General features: G+C 36.5%; 18 protein-coding genes. 8 read left to right on the top strand and 10 right to left on the bottom strand.

Annotation, left to right across the window (positions count from 1 at the left end):
• The first annotated feature begins 207 nt into the window (after positions 1-207).
• The 5 genes from recN to J3U66_RS07490 are packed head-to-tail and all read left to right on the top strand — an operon-like array spanning position 208 to position 5,074.
• The gene (recN, locus tag J3U66_RS07510) at positions 208-1,869 is read left to right on the top strand and encodes a DNA repair protein RecN (RefSeq protein ID WP_267334003.1); all 1,662 of its coding nucleotides are present in this window, start codon (positions 208-210) and stop codon (positions 1,867-1,869) included.
• Between the two features lie 52 nt (positions 1,870-1,921).
• Positions 1,922-3,145, top strand: a complete 1,224-nt coding sequence (gene coaBC, locus J3U66_RS07505; protein WP_267334002.1) for a bifunctional phosphopantothenoylcysteine decarboxylase/phosphopantothenate--cysteine ligase CoaBC — start codon at positions 1,922-1,924, stop codon at positions 3,143-3,145.
• A complete protein-coding gene (gene dut, locus J3U66_RS07500; protein ID WP_065633758.1) occupies positions 3,129-3,587 on the top strand; it encodes a dUTP diphosphatase in 459 nt (152 codons plus the stop codon). Before coaBC ends, dut begins: the two co-directional genes overlap by 17 nt.
• Positions 3,584-4,177, top strand: coding sequence for a nucleoid occlusion factor SlmA (slmA, locus tag J3U66_RS07495; protein WP_065633757.1), 594 nt, complete (start codon positions 3,584-3,586; stop codon positions 4,175-4,177). Before dut ends, slmA begins: the two co-directional genes overlap by 4 nt.
• A 60-nt stretch (positions 4,178-4,237) precedes the next feature.
• Positions 4,238-5,074, top strand: a complete 837-nt coding sequence (locus J3U66_RS07490; RefSeq protein WP_267348591.1) for a mechanosensitive ion channel domain-containing protein — start codon at positions 4,238-4,240, stop codon at positions 5,072-5,074.
• 53 nt (positions 5,075-5,127) lie between these two features.
• On the opposite strand, the gene cysE is transcribed toward J3U66_RS07490, so the two are convergent.
• Positions 5,128-5,889: a serine O-acetyltransferase gene (gene cysE / locus J3U66_RS07485; RefSeq protein ID WP_065633811.1), complete on the bottom strand. Its 762-nt coding sequence runs from the start codon at positions 5,887-5,889 to the stop codon at positions 5,128-5,130.
• Between the two features lie 176 nt (positions 5,890-6,065).
• Positions 6,066-7,307, bottom strand: coding sequence for an oligosaccharide MFS transporter (locus tag J3U66_RS07480; protein ID WP_267348589.1), 1,242 nt, complete (start codon positions 7,305-7,307; stop codon positions 6,066-6,068).
• A 199-nt stretch (positions 7,308-7,506) separates the two neighbouring features.
• Here J3U66_RS07480 and J3U66_RS07475 point away from each other — a divergent pair, with 199 nt between their 5' ends.
• Positions 7,507-8,511: a LacI family DNA-binding transcriptional regulator gene (locus J3U66_RS07475; protein ID WP_267348587.1), complete on the top strand. Its 1,005-nt coding sequence runs from the start codon at positions 7,507-7,509 to the stop codon at positions 8,509-8,511.
• Positions 8,512-8,558: 47 nt separating this feature from the next.
• Here the strand turns inward: J3U66_RS07475 and J3U66_RS07470 are convergent, their stop codons facing one another.
• Positions 8,559-10,028 carry a glycoside hydrolase family 32 protein gene (locus J3U66_RS07470; RefSeq protein ID WP_267348585.1) on the bottom strand — a complete coding sequence of 490 codons (1,470 nt, stop codon included), beginning with the start codon at positions 10,026-10,028 and terminating at the stop codon, positions 8,559-8,561.
• Between the two features lie 308 nt (positions 10,029-10,336).
• Between J3U66_RS07470 and J3U66_RS07465 the strand changes: the two genes are divergently transcribed.
• Both J3U66_RS07465 and J3U66_RS07460 read left to right on the top strand, forming a co-directional pair.
• Positions 10,337-11,296: an aminoimidazole riboside kinase gene (locus J3U66_RS07465; RefSeq protein WP_267348584.1), complete on the top strand. Its 960-nt coding sequence runs from the start codon at positions 10,337-10,339 to the stop codon at positions 11,294-11,296.
• A 4-nt stretch (positions 11,297-11,300) separates the two neighbouring features.
• Positions 11,301-11,855, top strand: a complete 555-nt coding sequence (locus tag J3U66_RS07460; protein ID WP_267348582.1) for a sugar O-acetyltransferase — start codon at positions 11,301-11,303, stop codon at positions 11,853-11,855.
• A gap of 8 nt (positions 11,856-11,863) precedes the next feature.
• Here the strand turns inward: J3U66_RS07460 and ispC are convergent, their stop codons facing one another.
• From ispC to rpsB, 7 genes are all read right to left on the bottom strand, one after another.
• Entirely contained in the window at positions 11,864-13,042 is a 1,179-nt protein-coding gene (ispC, locus tag J3U66_RS07455) for a 1-deoxy-D-xylulose-5-phosphate reductoisomerase (protein WP_267348580.1), read from the bottom strand.
• Between the two features lie 2 nt (positions 13,043-13,044).
• Positions 13,045-13,806, bottom strand: a complete 762-nt coding sequence (deoR, locus tag J3U66_RS07450; RefSeq protein ID WP_267333995.1) for a DNA-binding transcriptional repressor DeoR — start codon at positions 13,804-13,806, stop codon at positions 13,045-13,047.
• Positions 13,807-13,861: 55 nt separating this feature from the next.
• Positions 13,862-14,527, bottom strand: coding sequence for a deoxyribose-phosphate aldolase (gene deoC, locus J3U66_RS07445; protein ID WP_267333994.1), 666 nt, complete (start codon positions 14,525-14,527; stop codon positions 13,862-13,864).
• Between the two features lie 599 nt (positions 14,528-15,126).
• Positions 15,127-15,684, bottom strand: coding sequence for a ribosome recycling factor (frr, locus tag J3U66_RS07440; protein WP_065633748.1), 558 nt, complete (start codon positions 15,682-15,684; stop codon positions 15,127-15,129).
• A gap of 29 nt (positions 15,685-15,713) precedes the next feature.
• Positions 15,714-16,448 (bottom strand): UMP kinase, encoded by a 735-nt coding sequence (gene pyrH, locus J3U66_RS07435; protein ID WP_065633747.1) that lies wholly within the window; start codon positions 16,446-16,448, stop codon positions 15,714-15,716.
• Between the two features lie 119 nt (positions 16,449-16,567).
• The gene (gene tsf, locus J3U66_RS07430) at positions 16,568-17,428 is read right to left on the bottom strand and encodes a translation elongation factor Ts (RefSeq protein ID WP_065633746.1); all 861 of its coding nucleotides are present in this window, start codon (positions 17,426-17,428) and stop codon (positions 16,568-16,570) included.
• An 85-nt stretch (positions 17,429-17,513) separates the two neighbouring features.
• Complete coding sequence (rpsB, locus tag J3U66_RS07425) at positions 17,514-18,251, bottom strand: 30S ribosomal protein S2 (protein WP_065633745.1); 738 nt, start codon at positions 18,249-18,251, stop codon at positions 17,514-17,516.
• Positions 18,252-18,548: the final 297 nt, after the last annotated feature.

Raw genomic sequence — 18,548 nt, 5'->3', positions numbered from 1 at the left:
ATCCCACTAATTAATAATCATTTACTTTTTACCAAATTGCATTATTAATAACATAAATAGCCCAAAAGCAATTAAAATAAAGCTTAGCACACATTATTGATTAACTAATTAATTACACGTCTTTATTTCACCAAAAAACTGTATTTATTTACAGTGTTTTTACTGTTATACTGCCTACATTATAACTAGTCTTATGTATTCATTATTATGATAACGCAATTAACTATTAATAATTTTGCTATTGTTGATCAGCTACTGGTTGACTTTACCTTAGGTATGACAGCAATAACGGGTGAAACAGGTGCCGGTAAATCTATTGCTATTGATGCTTTAGGGTTGTGTTTAGGTAATCGTTCTGATGCTTCATCTATTCGCTATGGCGCAGAACGTGTTGATATTTCTGCTTGTTTTGTACTTGATGATACACCAGCCGCCTTTAATTGGCTTACTGAAAATCAACTTGATGAAGGTAATGAATGTATATTACGAAGAGTAATTAACCAAGATGGCCGTTCTAAAGCATTTATAAACGGACGAACTGTTCCTATTTCACAATTAAAAGATTTAGGGCAAATGTTAATTCAAATTCATGGACAGCATGAACATCAACGTTTGCTACGTAGTGACTATCAACAGCTTCTATTAAATCATTATATGAACGAGCCAATATTACTTGCACAAATGCAACAAGCTCACAAACAATGGAAAGTCGCTCGACAAGCTTATCAACAATATGAAACATCACGGCAAGAACGTGATGCTCATATGCAACTTTTACAATATCAACTTAAAGAGTTAAATGAGTTTTCGCCAATTGAAGGTGAATACCAACAAATAGACGAAGAATACAAACGATTATCTAATAGCGAGCAACTGATAAATCTAAGTCAACAATCAGTTATGCTATTAGACGAAGCTGATGATTACAATGTGAGCAATCTGCTCAGTAGTGTCAAAAATAGCGTTCAGCAGTTAACTGAACTCGATCCGACGCTAAATAATATTTATACCATGTTAGAAGAGGCTTCCATTCAGATTAAAGAAGCAAGCTATGAACTGCGTCATTACAGTGAAAATCTAGATCTTGATCCAGCTCGGGTTATGCAACTCGAACAACGCCTATCAAAACAAATAGCGTTGGCTCGTAAACATCATGTAGCGCCTGAAGCACTACCAGAATTACACCAACAGTTATTGGCCGAATTCAAACAAATTAACCAACAAGATGAACAAAGTGAACAACTAAAAGCGGATATTAAAAAGTATCATCAAATCGCCATTGAACTTGCAGAAAAGTTACATCAAAAACGATTAACAGTAAGTAAAACCCTAGCTAAAAAAGTAACAGCATTGATGCATGAGTTATCTATGCCAAATGGACAATTAAGCATTGAAATTGCTTATGACGAAAATCGTTTAACTGAAGATGGTGCGGACTTAGTCACTTTTTTAGTGACGACAAATGCAGGGCAACAAGCACAACCTTTAGCTAAAGTAGCATCAGGCGGGGAGTTATCACGTATCGCACTTGCTATTCAGGTTTTAACTGCACAAAAAATGGAAACACCTGCGCTAATATTTGATGAAATTGACGTTGGGATTAGTGGACCGACTGCGGCTAAAGTGGGTCAATTATTAAGGCAACTTGGCGAGTCAACACAAGTGATAACTGTTACACATTTACCACAAGTCGCCGGACAGGCTAATCAACACTATTTTGTTACTAAGCAAACAAAGGGAAAACAGACTTCAACCGACATGCAAAAATTAGATAATAATGGCCGTGTAAATGAACTCGCTCGATTATTAGGCGGTGATAAAATCACTGATGCAACGTTAGCCAATGCGAAAGAGTTACTTATTATCTAACTGAATTGTGGTAATATAGCGATTTAGACTGAATTATGGGGAAAGCTTGAGCATGAATCTATCTGGTAAACATATTTTATTAGGGATTACAGGCGGTATTGCAGCTTATAAATGCCCTGATCTTGTTCGCCATTTAAAAAAAGCGGGAGCTGAAGTTCGAGTCATTCTTACTGAATCAGCAAGTCATTTTGTCACACCAATGACACTACAAGCTGTGAGTGCTAATCCTGTTTCCAGCGATCTGTTTGACCCGTCGGCTGAGCTTTCAATGAGCCATATCGAACTGGCAAAATGGGCAGATATTGTATTAATTGCACCGGCAACAGCCAATATTATTGCCAAAATCGCCAATGGCATTGCTGATGATTTATTATCAACAGTGTGTTTAGCCACGCCGGCTCAAATTGCTATAGCACCAGCTATGAACCAACAAATGTATAAAGCTATAGCCACACAGCATAATTTATCGGTATTGAATGATAGAAACACCTTAATTCTTGGTCCTGATGAAGGGTTCCAAGCTTGTGGTGATATCGGTCCAGGTCGAATGCTTGAACCACACGTGATTGTCGAAAATCTCAATAGCTATTTTACCCACTCATCATTATTAGATGGGATATCAATTACTATTACTGCTGGGCCAACGGTTGAAGAAATCGATCCTGTCCGTTATATCAGTAACTACAGTTCAGGAAAAATGGGCTTTGCTATTGCTAAAGCTGCGGCAGAAATGGGCGCAAATGTTACACTTATTAGCGGCCCAGTTAATTTAGATACGCCAAAGCATGTCACACGAATCGATGTTAAAAGTGCAAATGAAATGTATAATCAAGCATTAACTGCAGCGCAAAAATCGTCTATTTTTATTGCTTGTGCAGCAGTTGCTGATTTCCGTGCGGCAACAATTGCCACTCAAAAAATAAAAAAAACGGACGATAATGAACTTGTGATTAAATTAGCCAAAAATCCAGACATTGTTGCAAGTGTTGCCGCATTAAAAAATTCAAGGCCTTTTGTTGTTGGTTTTGCCGCAGAAACCAATAATGTTGAAAAATATGCCTTAAAAAAATTAATCACCAAAAATTTAGATTTAATCTGTGCTAATGATGTTTCAGATAAAAAAATTGGTTTTAATTCCGATCAAAATGCATTAACCCTTTATTGGCAAAATGGCGAACAAAGGTTACCATTAAGTAGTAAACAACAATTAGCAAAACAATTACTTGAAGCTGTGATAACACGATACAAAGCGAGTGATAATGAAAAGAAAAATTGATATTAAAATATTAGATAAACGTTTAGGTAATGAGTTTCCACTCCCCACTTATGCAACTGAAGGATCAGCTGGTATTGATTTACGAGCCATGTTTGATAAAACAACCGAAATTAAACCCGGTGAAACCATCTTAACGCCTACCGGTTTATCCATGCATATTGCCGATCCAAATCTAGCGGCATTGGTCTTACCTCGTTCAGGTTTAGGATCTAAAAATGGGATTGTACTCGGTAATTTAGTCGGTTTAATTGATTCTGATTATCAAGGACAGCTTTTTGTTCCGGTATGGAACCGCAGCCAAACCCCTTTTATAATTGAAGCCGGTGATCGAATTGCACAATTGATTATCGTACCTGTGGTACAAGCCGAATTTAATATTGTTGATGAATTTACACTCTCAGCACGAGGGGAAGGTGGATTTGGGCATTCGGGTAAAAAATGATTGTGACCAGCAAAAATAAGAATCGTAAAGAAGACATCTTGCAAGCATTGGCAACTATGCTTGAGTCCAATGAAGGGACGCAACGCATTACCACGGCGAAATTAGCCGCCACTGTCGGTGTTTCAGAAGCAGCACTTTACCGACATTTTCCAAGCAAAACAAAAATGTTTGAAAGCTTGATTGTTTATATTGAAGATATATTACTTTCACGCATCAATACCATTATGCAAGATGAGCCTAAAACATTCACCCGCTTACAGCTTATTTTAGCGCTGATATTAGGTTTTTCAGAAAAAAACCCTGGATTAACTAGGATTATGACTGGGCATGCGTTAATGTTTGAACAAGAACAATTACAAGAGCGAATCAGTCAATTATTTGAACGAATAGAAACTCAAATAAAACAAGTTTTGCGAGAACGAAAAATTCGCGAAGGGGTTGCATTTACTACTGATGAACGTATTTTATCTAGTCAATTATTAGCATTTTGTGAAGGGATGATGTCACGTTATTCTCGTTCAGGCTTTAAATATCTTCCTACCACCAATTTTGATACACGTTGGGCGTTACTAGCAAAACAGTTAGTTTAAATGCTATGTATGTATGACTTTTTAAACTAACTTTTTATCGCTCTCAAATAGGATTATGTGATGAATTTTGAAAATATTTTAACTCAAACTACCGCATTTATTGATAAATATGATGGCATTGTGCTTAGCTATATAGCGCATTTTTGTTTTGCCATTATTATTTTTATAATTGGTCGAGCAATTTCTAAGTTTATCAGTCGTCAATTAAAACGCATTTTAAGCAGCCGCCATGTTGATCCAACAGTGGTGAAATTTGTCAGCGCATTATCTTATTATGCCGTTATGGTCGTGACACTGGTTGCAGTTTTAGGACAGTTAGGCGTACAAACAGCCTCAATTGTCGCAGTTATCGGTGCTGCAGGTTTAGCTGTTGGTTTGGCACTGCAAGGTTCACTGTCTAACTTTGCCGCTGGCGTCATATTAATAATATTTCGTCCGTTTAAAGTGGGTGAAACCGTTGTTATCAACAGTCAAAGAGGCGTCATTGACTCTATACAGATTTTTTCAACAACGATTGTTACACCAACTAACGAACTTGTTGTTATTCCTAATAGTCAGGTAGTTAGTGCCAATATAATCAACTTTACCCGTTTACCAGAAAGACGTTTAGATTTGGTTATTAATGTGGGTTATGATTCAAATATTCAAAATGTTTACCAAGTGCTAAGACAAGCAGTAAACCAAACCAACAATATTTTGACAAATAAAGAATCAATTATTCGTTTAGATCTGTTAGATGCATCATCAATGAACTTTAATGTTTTGGTTTGGACATCAAACGAAAATTACCCGTCAGTGAAAGCAGAATTACTGGAAAATATTAAAAATCTACTAACTGAAAATGGTATTAATATTCCATATCCAACTATGGATGTGAATGTTAATTCTAACCACTAAATTTTGGTTTTGACCTACCGTCGACTATTGTCGACGGAAATCTTTTCACGCAATCAAATTTCTTGATCCATATTCAAAGCTGGTTTATCACAATCAGGGCAGCCGACCACTTTTGCTGGTACTCCAGCAACAGTTGTATGGGCTGGCACTGGCTCTAATACGACTGAACCGGCACCAATTTTTGCCCCTTTACCAATTTCGATATTACCTAAAATCGTTGAATGAGCACCAATCATGACGCCTTCTCGAATTTTTGGATGACGATCCCCATTCTCTTTACCTGTACCACCCAGTGTTACCGATTGTAAAATCGATACATCATTGTCTATGACGACAGTTTCACCAATGACAATACCTGTCGCATGATCGAACATCACACCACAGCCAATTTTTGCAGCTGGATGAATATCAACGCCAAACACAATAGCAATCTGACTTTGTAAAAATGTGGCGAGTGATTGACGATTTTGTTGCCAAAGCCAATGTCCAATACGATAAGCTTGCAACGATAAAAAGCCTTTATAATAAAGTAAAGGAGTTGAATAATAATTAGTGGCGGGATCACGCACATAAACCGCAATAATATCAGTAATAGCGGATTGAATAAGATGCGGATCAGCCTTATAAGCCTGCCGTGCAATTTCACGAATTTCAATTGCTGGCATGACTTGGGTAGCAAGTTTATTGGCTAAAATATAGCTTAATGCATTACCTAAATTTTCGTGATTAAGCAAAGTGGCATGGAAATAACTGGCTAGCATCGGTTCACTTTCTACTAATTTTGATGCTTCTTGCCTGATTGTTTGCCATAGCATATCAGGCGTAACTACTGTTTTGGTAATATTCACAACAACAACCTATAGACATTAATCATAGTGATTATCTATTGTTTCGCAAACTCATCATAGAAGCAAGCTTTGTATTTATTGATCATAAACTAAATAGCAAAATGGAAACTTCCGTTTCCATTTTATAAAGTGGATAACAATAACTATTGTGATTGAAGTCTATTTTTTCGATCATTGGTTAAGGTAAATATAGCAACAATTAAAATAAATAGCACAATACTAGCAAGCACATAAAACGTTGTTGAATAGCCAGTATTATCAAATAATTTACCCACCACCCATGACAGTGCAATCACACCAATATTAGATGAAATATTAAAGCCAACTAAATAGAGGGTTGATGATAATCTAGCATCAAAATTAGCTACAACATATTTAAATACCGCCAAAATAAACAGCGGCGTTTCAATGGCATGAAATAGTTTTATTAATGATATCAGATAAACATTATGTAGTGATGCAGATAAAGCAATTCGGCAAATCATCACGAGTGCAGCAATTAATAGTGACTTTTTAGCACCCGCTTTATTAATAAAATAGGGTGCTAAGATCATACAGGCCGCCTCTAAAAAAACTTGAAAAGAGTTTAAATAACCATAAACGCGGTAACCATCTTCATTTTTTTCAAAAAAACTTGTGTAAAAATTTGGAAACAGTTGTTGATCATAAATGGTATAAAAACTATTTGTCCCAATAATAAAAAATACAAATAGCCAAAATTTTTTCATACCAAATAATGAGAAAATTTCACTTAATGTTGGAATGGTTGAGGTTTTTTCAATAACCCTATCCTTGTTTGCATCCACTGGATAACGTTTTGGCGTAAAGGTCAAATTAATAATAAAAAAGATAACAGCAACAGCAGATGCCATCCAAAAATTAATATGAGGATCGATACCAAATAAAATACCAGCAACAAACGTCGCGGCAGCATAACCAAACGATCCCCAAAAGCGAGCTGGACCAAACTCAAAACCAAATAAGCGGCTAATGCGCTCAATAAACGAATCAATTAAAGCACATCCAGAAATAAATCCGGCACTCAACACTGGTGCACCAATACAGACACCGATAATAAAATCACTTTTTAATAACGGCTCATAAACATAAATTAAAAACGGACCAATTAATATCATCACGATACTTTGAAAGGTAATAACAGCTTTGCCGATTTGTAATTTATCTTGAATGATGCCGTAAAATATCATAAAAAACATGGCAGCAGCCGAGTTTGCCGCATAAACCGTTCCAAGTTGCTCACCCGATAAGCCAATTTTACTTTTTAACCATATTGCATAAAAAGACCACCAAAGAGACCAAGCTGCATAAAAGGTAATAAGATAACCAGATGAAAACCAATAATTTCTATTTGCTATTATATTCATATTTATTACTCTTATATTGTGAAGTTTAACGTTAACATGTTAATGTTAACATTATTGTCACAATTGACAGAAAATAGATACAACCGGTTATCATAAATGATAACTCCCTCACACTTTTTATCATTTTTATTTGTGGTATCATCATTTGAAATAATTATTAGAAAAAGATTTTTTTAATGCTAAACAAAAGGATTTAATTATGGCTTCACTTAAGGATGTTGCAAAGTTGGCGTCGGTTTCGTTGATGACGGTATCACGCGCAATTAATAATCCTGAAAAATTAAATAAACAGACTTATAATCGGGTTCAAAAAGCAATTGAGCAACTTGACTATGTGCCGGACTTGTCAGCACGTAAAATTCGTGGCGATAACTCTGGCCCTCGTGCAATAGGTGTTTTAGCATTAGAAACAGCAATGACCCCTTTTTCTGTAGAATTATTACAAGCGATCGAAAAAACAGCACAACAACACGGTTGGAATACTTTTATTGTTAATCTATTTGATGATAAACAAGCTAATCATGCCATTAATACTCTGCTATCTTATCGACCTAATGGCATTATTTATACCACTATGGGACTAAGAAAAATTGAACTTCCGACAAAGTTACTCGGGAAAAACGTGGTATTAGCCAATTGCATCTGTGATAGTGAAGATCTAGCGTGTTATATTCCGGATGATTACACAGGTCAATACTACGCCATGCAACAAGTGATTAAAAAAGGCTATAAAAAACCATTATGTATTTATTTGTCAAATACCAGCTTAGCTGGTAAAACTCGCCGTAAAGGTGCCGAGCAAGCATGGTTAGACGCAGGTCGTAATTTAAATGACATTATCAGTTACCACACCACAACGGTAGAAAATAACCTTACCCAAGAATATATGATGACAGTTGATATATTAAAACAGCACTGTAACAAAAAACCAGACTTTGATGTGTTAATTTGTGGCAATGATCGTATTGCTTTTGTTGCTTATCAATTTTTGTTAAGTCAAGGTTTTCATATTCCAACAGATATCGCAGTTGTAGGTTATGATAATATGGTCGGCACAGGAGAACTTTTTTATCCACCGCTAACCACCGTACAATTACCTCATTATCAGATAGGCGAACAAGCCGCATTACACATCATAAACAACCAAACTAACAAAAACGTAATCTATGTACCTGCGCCATTTTTGCAACGAGATTCATTATAAACAAAAACTGTTATCCCACTACACTAAAGTAGTGGGATGATTAGCAATTATTCATAAATTGATTTTAACTGCCAACTATCTAATTTTATAATTTTTGCTTGGCCATTTTCAGCAAATAAGTTAACGATTCGTTTAGCCGGTAATTTTGGATAAATACGACTCGATAGACTATATAAATCACCATTAACAAAAACCTCAACAGATGAAGCATCAACATAAATATGCAAATTTAACTTTTTAGTTTTAGGTAACCGAACACTGCGATATCCCTTTAATGCTAATCCTGAAAGACTACGATCAAGTACAATACGATTCGATTGCAGATCCACATACAATAGTGTGGCTTGCTTACCATCTGGCGTTGCCGCTAGCTGTAAACCGAAACGTTCAGCATTACTTTGGGTTAAATCAATATCGACATTAATCTCGCAACTAATTGATTCAATATCGGTATTTTTCAATTCATTATTGAGTGTTATTTCACTCAGGTTTTTAGGCTTTTCTCGTAATGCTTCAAGCTCTTTAATTGGACGGTTACGGACATTATTATTGCGATCTAAAACTAATTCGCGCGGAAGCGTAAAGGCGCCCATCCATTTATCTTGTTTACTTGGCATCATTGATTCCCACATATCCATCCAAGCAAAAATAATGCGCCGACCATCTTTTGCAACAAACGATTGTGGTGCATAAAAATCATGACCAAAATCCATTTCTTGAAATGGTTTAACTATCGAAAACGTTTTCCCAGGTTGCCAATCACCGACAATATAGCCTGATTGGAATCGGTTACGGTATTGATAACCTTTTGCTTTCATACCTTGCGGTGAAAACATCAAGATCCATTTATCACCAAGCGGGAAAAAATCAGGGCATTCAAGCATATAGACATTAGGATCGATATGACTAACCACCACGTGATCAAATTGCCACTTTTTAAAATCGTGAGAGCGATACAATAATATTTGTCCAACATCATTGTTATCCCTTTGCCCAACCACCATCCACCATTGACCTGCTTGTTGCCAAACTTTGGGATCACGAAAATGCATAATGCCATCTTCTGGGGTTAAAATAGTGCCATGTTTTTCAAAATGAATACCATCTTTACTTGTAGCAAGGCATTGAGTTTGACAAATATGTTCATCATTCCCTTGACCTTGTAACCAAATATGACCGGTATAAACTAAACAAAGCTCACCATTTTTATCTATTGCCGATCCAGAAAAACAACCGCTTTTGTCAAACGCATCACCCGGTGCTAGCGCAATAGGTAATCTTTTCCATGTGACTAAATCATCACTCACCACATGCCCCCAATGCATCGGTCCCCAGTTTTCATCAAAAGGATGATGCTGATAAAAAGCATGGTACTGCCCTTTAAAATAGATAAGACCATTAGGATCGTTCATCCATCCAGACTGTGGTGCCAGATGAAAACGTGGATAGTACTGTTTATTCATTACCTTTTCTAACTGTTTAACAGCTTGATTTGCTTGATCGATTGCAATAGACATAAACTCCCCTTTATACATTCCGCATTAAATATAATTTTCATCAATATGATGACTTTAATATAGCCACCTTTCTTATCAAGCTATATTACCCTAACTTAATTGTTAACGTTAACTTTTGATCAATTAACAGGCAAAATATGTGATAATAATCACACATTTTTAACGTTAACAATGAATTTTTTTGTAAATGCTTTAGTCTATTGTTAATGACTAATTATAAAACTTCGTTTAAGCTGACTTAACTGTTTAAATAAACCAGCCATAAAGTCACAACACTTAAACCTATTAACTTTAAATTGAGTAACAAAATGAATAAAACTAAAGTCTGGTCGCTTGGCGATGCTGTTATCGATCTTTTACCATTTGGTGATATGAATTACAAAGCCTGTGCAGGAGGAGCACCTGCAAATGTCGCTATTGGTGTAGCGAAATTGGGACTTCCTTCCGCATTTATAGGTCGTGTTGGTAATGATCCTTTTGGTCACTTTATGGAAAAAACATTTAATCAATACCACGTTGATTGCCAAAGTTTAGAAAAAGATGATAATCATAGAACCAGTACGGTGGTGGTTGATCTGGGTAATAATGGCGAAAGGAGTTTTACTTTTTTAGTGTCGCCGTCTGCCGATCAGTTTCTATCTCAGCAGGCGATTCCTGATTTTAACCAAGATATTTTGCATTTTTGCTCGCTAGCTTTAGTTGGGCAGACTTGCCGTCAAACATTAAAAACAGCGATTGAAAGGTTGAATGGTAAAAAGGGTTTAATCAGCTTTGATGTCAATTTACGCGAACAAATGTGGCACAATAAAAACGAAATGCGCACAATTATTACACAATTTTGTCATGATGCCGACATACTAAAACTTTCTGATGAAGAGCTATTTTGGCTAACCGAATCTAACGATTGGAGTGCCGCTTTAAATAAGTTACAACAACATTATGATGCAACACTCAAATTAGTTACAAAAGGTAAAGATGGCAGTGTAGTTTTATGGCATGGTAAAACATTTTCGTTCGATTCCTATCATGTTAACAGCATTGATACAACCGGTGCCGGCGATGCTTTTGTTGCAGGATTATTAAGTAGTATTGCAACGTCCGGTATGCCAGACGATAAACTTATGTTAGAAAGCATGATGACTATTGCCAGTGCTTGCGGCGCGTTAGCGACAACTCAAAAAGGGGCGTTAACTGCACTTCCTGACAGCGCTTTTTTACAATCATTTATTAGTGATAACCCTGCATTAACAGCAAAACAAATGGCGTAGCAACATGAGCGAAAAAGAGAAAATGCTAGCAGGTATGCTCTATAACCCAGAGATCGATTTACTGGCTAACGAAAGGCTTTATGCACAAGATCTTTGTTTTCAAATAAACCAATTATCGCCACTAGCCAAACAGCAACGACAACAGTTATTCCAAATCCTATTAGGCAAAACTGGGCAACAGTTTACTATCATGCCTGGTTTTCAATGTGATTATGGCTACAATATTGAAATTGGCGAAAATTTTTTTGCTAATTTCAATTGCATTATGTTAGATGCGGCTAAAATTACTTTTGGCGATAATGTATTAGTTGCACCCAATTGTGGATTTTATACCTCAGGACACCCATTAAATAGTCAAATTCGCAATAGCGGACTTGAATTTGCAAAACCAATTACAATCGGCAATAACGTTTGGATCGGCGGCAATGTGATTGTATTACCTAATGTGACCATTGGCGATAACACCGTTATTGCAGCTGGTAGCATAGTTGATCGTGATATACCAAGCAATGTCATTGCGATGGGCACACCTTGCCGCGTCTATAAAACACAACTATAACACTTAAGTTATAGCTTACTACACTGTTGTCGAGCCCACTTATCAATTACTAACACATCCTCGATAGTCTTGGGTTCGGGTAAATTAAGTTTATCTAAGGTTGCCGCAACTTGATTTGCAATATCCATAAAACCGATTTTGCGTTGTAAAAAAGCCTCGACAGCGATTTCATTGGCGGCATTTAAAGCCGTCGTTGCCGCTTGCCCTTGATTAAAAGCATCTATCGCTAATTTTAAGCAAGGATAGCGATTAAAATCGGGGGCAGTAAACGTCAATGCCGAAACTTTTGTAAAATCTAAGGGTGGTACAGTTGACAAAATACGCTGTGGATATGACATAGCATAGGCAATAGGTGTACACATATCCGGTACACCTAGTTCAGCGATGACACTACCATCTTGGTAACGTACCATAGAGTGAATAATCGATTGAGGATGAATAATAATTTCCATTTCATCGAAACTGGCATTAAATAGCCATCTGGCTTCAATATACTCTAAGCCTTTATTCATCATCGTTGCTGAATCAACTGAAATCTTTTTTCCCATTGACCAATTAGGATGCGCAACCGCCTGCTCGGGTGTAACTGAAATGAGCGAGTTTAAAGGTAAATCTCGAAATGGACCACCCGAGCCGGTTAGTACTATTTTAGTTATGCCATAATCGGCTAAATGAGCAAAGCCTAATTGTTCTTGAACGGCACAAGGTAAACTTTGAAAAATAGCATTATGCTCACTATCGACCGGTAGTAACTGTGCGCCATATTGCTTCACCGCCTGCATAAATAAATGACCACAAGTCACTAATGACTCTTTATTTGCCAGTAATATACGCTTACCTTTTTTAATAGCAGCAAGGGTCGGTTTTAATCCAGCCGCGCCGACAATAGCCGCCATAACGTAATCGACTTCCGGTAATTGAGCTAAGTCACAGATAGCTTGTTCACCACTCGATACCTCAATATCTAAATTCAGATTTAGCAAATTAGCCTTAAGCGCTATGGCAGCTTGCTCATCAGCCATAGCCACGTATTTAGGTTTAAATTCTTGGCACTGTTCGGTCATTTTGCTGACATTTTTACCGCCGACTAAGGCATAAGCTTTAAATTGTGACCAATTTTGCCGAATAACGGCCAACGTACTACAGCCAATTGATCCTGTTGAACCTAAAATTGTAATATTTTTCATCATCAATAAATTAAACCGATATTATTATCGTTAAAAAAAGTAAGGTACTGAGCGCTTGGCGCTTTATCCGTAATCACTTGATAGAACTGATTAAGTTCAGCAATAAAAGCCGGCTTAACCTGATTAAACTTGGTATGATCAGCAATTAAAATATTCTGACAAGACTTATTTAAGGCTTGATGCTTCATACTCAGTTCATCAAAATCATAACAAGTAACACCTTGTATAAGATCTATACCTGCAGCCGAAATAAAAGCTTTATTAGGGCATATAAAATCTAATTGATTATGTGGACTAATACTGGTAAAGATGGCATTGTTAAGCTGATAATGCCCACCGCATAAAATAATTTTGCATTTCGGTTTATGTTGTAACGCTAAAAAGGCATTAAGCGAATAACAAATTGCAGTGAAGGATATATCCTCATGAATTGCATCGATAATAAAGGGGATGGTAGTACCACAATCAAAAAAAAGAGTATCGTTTTCGTTAACTAGTTGACTAACAAGCTTACCTATGTAACGTTTTTCTTCTACCTGTTTATCTTGCTGATCGCTAACAAAGTATTGGGTAATTTGATTTTGGGACTGATTAACAATATAACCGCCTAATACCGTTAAAGGTGAAGGTTGATTGTTAATATCACGCCGAATCGTCATTTCAGATACAGCTAACATTTGAGCCGCTTCTTTTAAATGAATTTTATCGGTCGATTTTAGGTACTCAATAAGTGCGTTAACTCTTTTTTGAGGTTGTGTTTCCATTGCCATTCCATTAAATAGCAATAAGCTACTTTGCAGTAGCTTATGAAAGGATCAATTAATAGTTGCTTGATGAGGTAGAATTGCCTGAAACAATTGCAATGCCTGCACTAGCGCCTAACCGTGTAGCACCAGCTTGAACCATTTTCTCAGCAGTTTGCCGATCGCGAATACCACCTGATGCTTTAACACCCATTTTATCACCAACGGTGTCTCGCATCAATTTGACATCTTCAGCCGTTGCGCCTGATGTACTAAATCCTGTAGAAGTTTTAACAAAAGCAACGCCAATTTCCTTGCAAATTGTACAAACTTTTACGATTTCATCTTTAGTTAACAAACAAGTTTCTAAAATTACTTTCAATGGCACTGAATTACATGCTTTGAAGACCGCATCGATATCTTTTTTAACGGCATCCCAATCATTGCTTTTTAGCCAACCAACATTGATAACCATATCAATTTCTTGCGCACCCGCTTTAACCGCCATTTCAGTTTCAAATGCTTTTGCAGAAGTTAACATCGCACCAAGAGGAAAACCAACAACCGAGCAAACTTTGACGTCGCTACCTTTTAATAAGCTAGCGGCTAAAGGTACATAACCAGAATTCACACACACGGAATAAAAATGGTACTGCTTTGCTTCATCACAGAGTTTACGTATTTGATCTTCTGTGGCATTCATTGCAAGTAGAGTATGATCAATATACTTTGCATAATCCATAAGCTTTCCTTTAATTATTATTAATGATGTCTAGTAAATATTGTTAGTCATTTATAAATGTTAGTAAATGTTATAAAAATAACAAATATAGCCCTATAATGTTATTTTCATCACATTATATACTTAAATTATGACAATTAGAAACAAAACTAATCACACAATATAGACAATTTAAGCCAATAATTACTAAATAAAACCTCAGTTATAATTAACCGTTTTTAAGTTTGGTAACATCAATATCTACCAGTCGTGTTTACAGTCGCTCATCCATTTGATCGAAGATCAATGATAAATCATGCCTAAAACTCTTTTCTATTTAGGATTAGTACTTTTACCATGATTAGCACTCAAATTAACTTTTTTCCGAATTTACGGTTAATTAGGCATAATGCTGAACTACCTATAATGGATTGGAATCATTAACCTGCTTTTGCGATGCTGACGGTGAATAGGAATTATCACTGCATCCAACAAATAAAATAATAAAACAGTAACTATCCATTTTTATGAAACATTAATTGAAAAAACCAATCTTAAGAAGCAAATTATTTACATAAAAAAAAGCCTAGTTGTTATAACTAGGCTTATAAACTCACAAATTAAAATTCCATTAACTCTTTTTCTTTATCGGCGAGTACCGAATCTAACTTTTTAATCGCCGCATCGGTAGCTTTTTGAATTAAATCTTGTGATTTACGTTCATCATCTTCTGAAATTTCTTTATCTTTTAACAGTGCTTTAATCTGATCATTGGCATCACGACGAATATTACGAATAGACACGCGACCTTGTTCAGCTTCATTACGCACGATTTTTGTTAAATCACGACGGCGTTCTTCAGTTAATGGTGGCAGAGGCACTCGAATTACTGTACCTGCTGATGCGGGATTAAGTCCTAAGTCTGAAGTTAAAATTGCTTTTTCAATCATTGGTGTTAATGATTTATCAAATACTGTAATAGCAAGGGTTCTTGCATCTTCTGCAACCACGTTCGCTAATTGACGTAGTGGTGTTGGACTGCCGTAATATTCAACCATAATACCATCTAATAAGCTTGGTGATGCACGGCCTGTTCTCACTTTAGAAATATGAGTTTGAAACGCATCAATACTTTTTTCCATGCGCGATTGCGCTTCTTTTTGAATCTCATTTAGCATAATAAAAACCTTATTTAAAATAACAAAGACTAACAGCTAACTGTTGCCTGATTATTAATTAATGTTCCTTCTGGTTCACCTAAAATGACACGGCGTAATGCACCAGGTTTATTCATATTAAACACACAAATAGGTAAATTGTGATCACGCGCTAATGTAAATGCGGCAAGATCCATAACTTTTAGTTCATCATCTAACACTTTTTCATAATTTAATGTTTTATAAAGTGTTGCATTTGGATCTTTAACAGGATCAGCAGAATATACACCATCAACTTTAGTCGCTTTTAGAACCACATCTGCTTCAATTTCGATACCACGTAAACAAGCAGCAGAATCGGTTGTAAAAAACGGATTACCTGTACCTGCTGAAAGGATAACCACCTTACCATGACGAAGTAAGCTAATTGCTTCAGTCCAACGATAATCATCACACACACCATTTAAAGGTATAGCAGACATTAAACGCGCATTAACTTCTATTCGATGCAGAGCATCACGCATTGCAAGACCATTCATTACCGTTGCTAGCATCCCCATGTGATCGCCAACTACTCGATTCATACCTGCTTTAGCAAGACCTGCACCACGAAATAGGTTACCGCCCCCAATAACAACAGCCACTTGAACATTCATTTCGATTAGTTCTTTTATTTCTTGTGCCATACGGTCAAGAACGGTGGGATCAATACCAAAACCTTCATCGCCTTGTAGTGCTTCACCACTGAGTTTTAGAAGAATACGTTTATAGAAAGGGGTTACCATATGAAGTCTCACTATTTCGTTATTTAATTACCTGACAAACTAGGTTAGCTAGCGGGTAATAATTTTAAAATATTTTGTAGATAAACAAAACCGCCTTTACGGCGGTTTTTATAAAACAATTAAGATTGTTTCGACATCGCAGCAACTTCGGCTGCAAAATCAACTTCGACTTTTTCGATACCTTCACCCACTTCAAAGCGGATAAATGTCGCAACTGTCGCTTTTTTCTCAGCAAGTAGATCACCTACAGTTTTACTTGGATCCATTACAAATGGTTGACCAGTAAGCGATACTTCACCCGTGAATTTACGCATACGGCCTTCAACCATTTTTTCAGCGATTTCACGTGGTTTACCTGATTGCATTGCAATATCGATTTGAATATTGCGTTCATGTTCAACCACATCAGCCGGAACATCACTTGGATTAACATATTCAGGTTTACTTGCAGCGATGTGCATAGCGATATGTTTAACTAATTCTTCATCACAGCCACTGTTAGCTGCAACTAAAACACCGATACGAGCACCATGTTGGTAACTACCAACCACATCACCAGCGATTGCTTGAACACGACGAATACCAATGTTTTCACCGATTTTAGCAACTAACGCTGTTCGCTCTTCTTCAAATTTAGCTTGTAAAGCAGCAAGATCAGTAATGTGATCATTTAATGCAGCTGTTGCTACTTTTTCGCTGAATGCGATAAAACCAGCATCTTTTGCAACAAAGTCTGTTTCACAGTTGATTTCTAAAATAATACCTGATTTTTTATCAGCAGAAATTTTAGAAATAATTACACCTTCAGCAGCAACACGGCCAGCTTTTTTAGCCGCTTTTGCTTGACCTGATTTACGCATATTGTCGATAGCAAGATCAATATCACCATTCGCTTCAACTAATGCTTTTTTACATTCCATCATGCCTGCGCCTGTTCTTTCACGCAGTTCTTTTACCATAGAAGCGGTAACTTCAGCCATTTTTTAATCCTCTATTTAACCATTGTGATGATTTTCATTAGAATGGGTCGATACTGATTATCGACCCTGAAAATATTTGAGTTTATTACTCAGCTGCTGGCGCTTCTTCAACAAAGCTTTCTTCAGATACTGGAGATTGGTTTTGTTCACGACCAGAACGTACTGCATCAGCAACCGCATTTGCATATAATTGAATAGCACGAATTGCGTCATCATTACCTGGAACAATATAATCAATACCATCTGGATCTGAGTTTGTATCAACAACAGCAATGACTGGAATACCTAAATTGTTAGCTTCTTTGATTGCGATATGTTCATGGTCTGCACCAATAACAAAAATCACATCGGGTAAGCCACCCATATTTTTAATTCCACCCAAGCTATTTTCTAATTTAGCCATTTCGCGAGCACGCATTAGTGCTTCTTTTTTGGTTAATTTGTCAAATGTACCATCACTAGCTTGTGTTTCTAAATCTTTTAAACGTTTGATTGATTGACGTACTGTTTTCCAGTTAGTCAACATACCACCTAACCAACGGTGATTTACGTAGTATTGCCCACAGCTTTCTGCTGCTTGTTTAATCGCTTCGCTAGCTGCACGCTTTGTACCAACAAATAAAATTTTACCTTTACGAGCGGCAATCTTGTTTAATTCAGCTAACGCTTCGTTGAATAAAGGAACTGTTTTTTCAAGATTGATGATGTGAACTTTATTACGAGCACCAAAAATAAATGGTTTCATTTTTGGGTTCCAATAACGAGTTTGGTGTCCAAAATGTACACCCGCTTGTAACATATCGCGCATTGATACTGTAGTCATGATTTCCTCATTTTGACGTTGGGGTTATGCCTCCACATATCCGCTTTATCCGACCTTATGACTTAAAGTAAAAGGCACCCCGGCAAAGAGTAATGATATGTGTGTGTTATAACGTTAATTAAATTTTAAAATTTTTGCTTTACCTCACAAGGATTTTTTGAAAAATGAATGTGAAGAGTTGCGCGCGTTTTATACCATATTTAGATAAGGTTTGCTAGCGTTATTTCTATAAAAATAGCAACAATAGTGTTATGCATTAAAAAGAAAGTAACCTCAAAAAATAAAAATTTGAATAAA

It is taken from the genome of Gilliamella sp. B2969, assembly GCF_026536195.1.
Classification (GTDB): Bacteria; Pseudomonadota; Gammaproteobacteria; order Enterobacterales; family Orbaceae; genus Gilliamella.
Note: the sequence above shows the minus strand (reverse complement) of the source record. Positions and strands in the feature narration are given on the sequence as shown.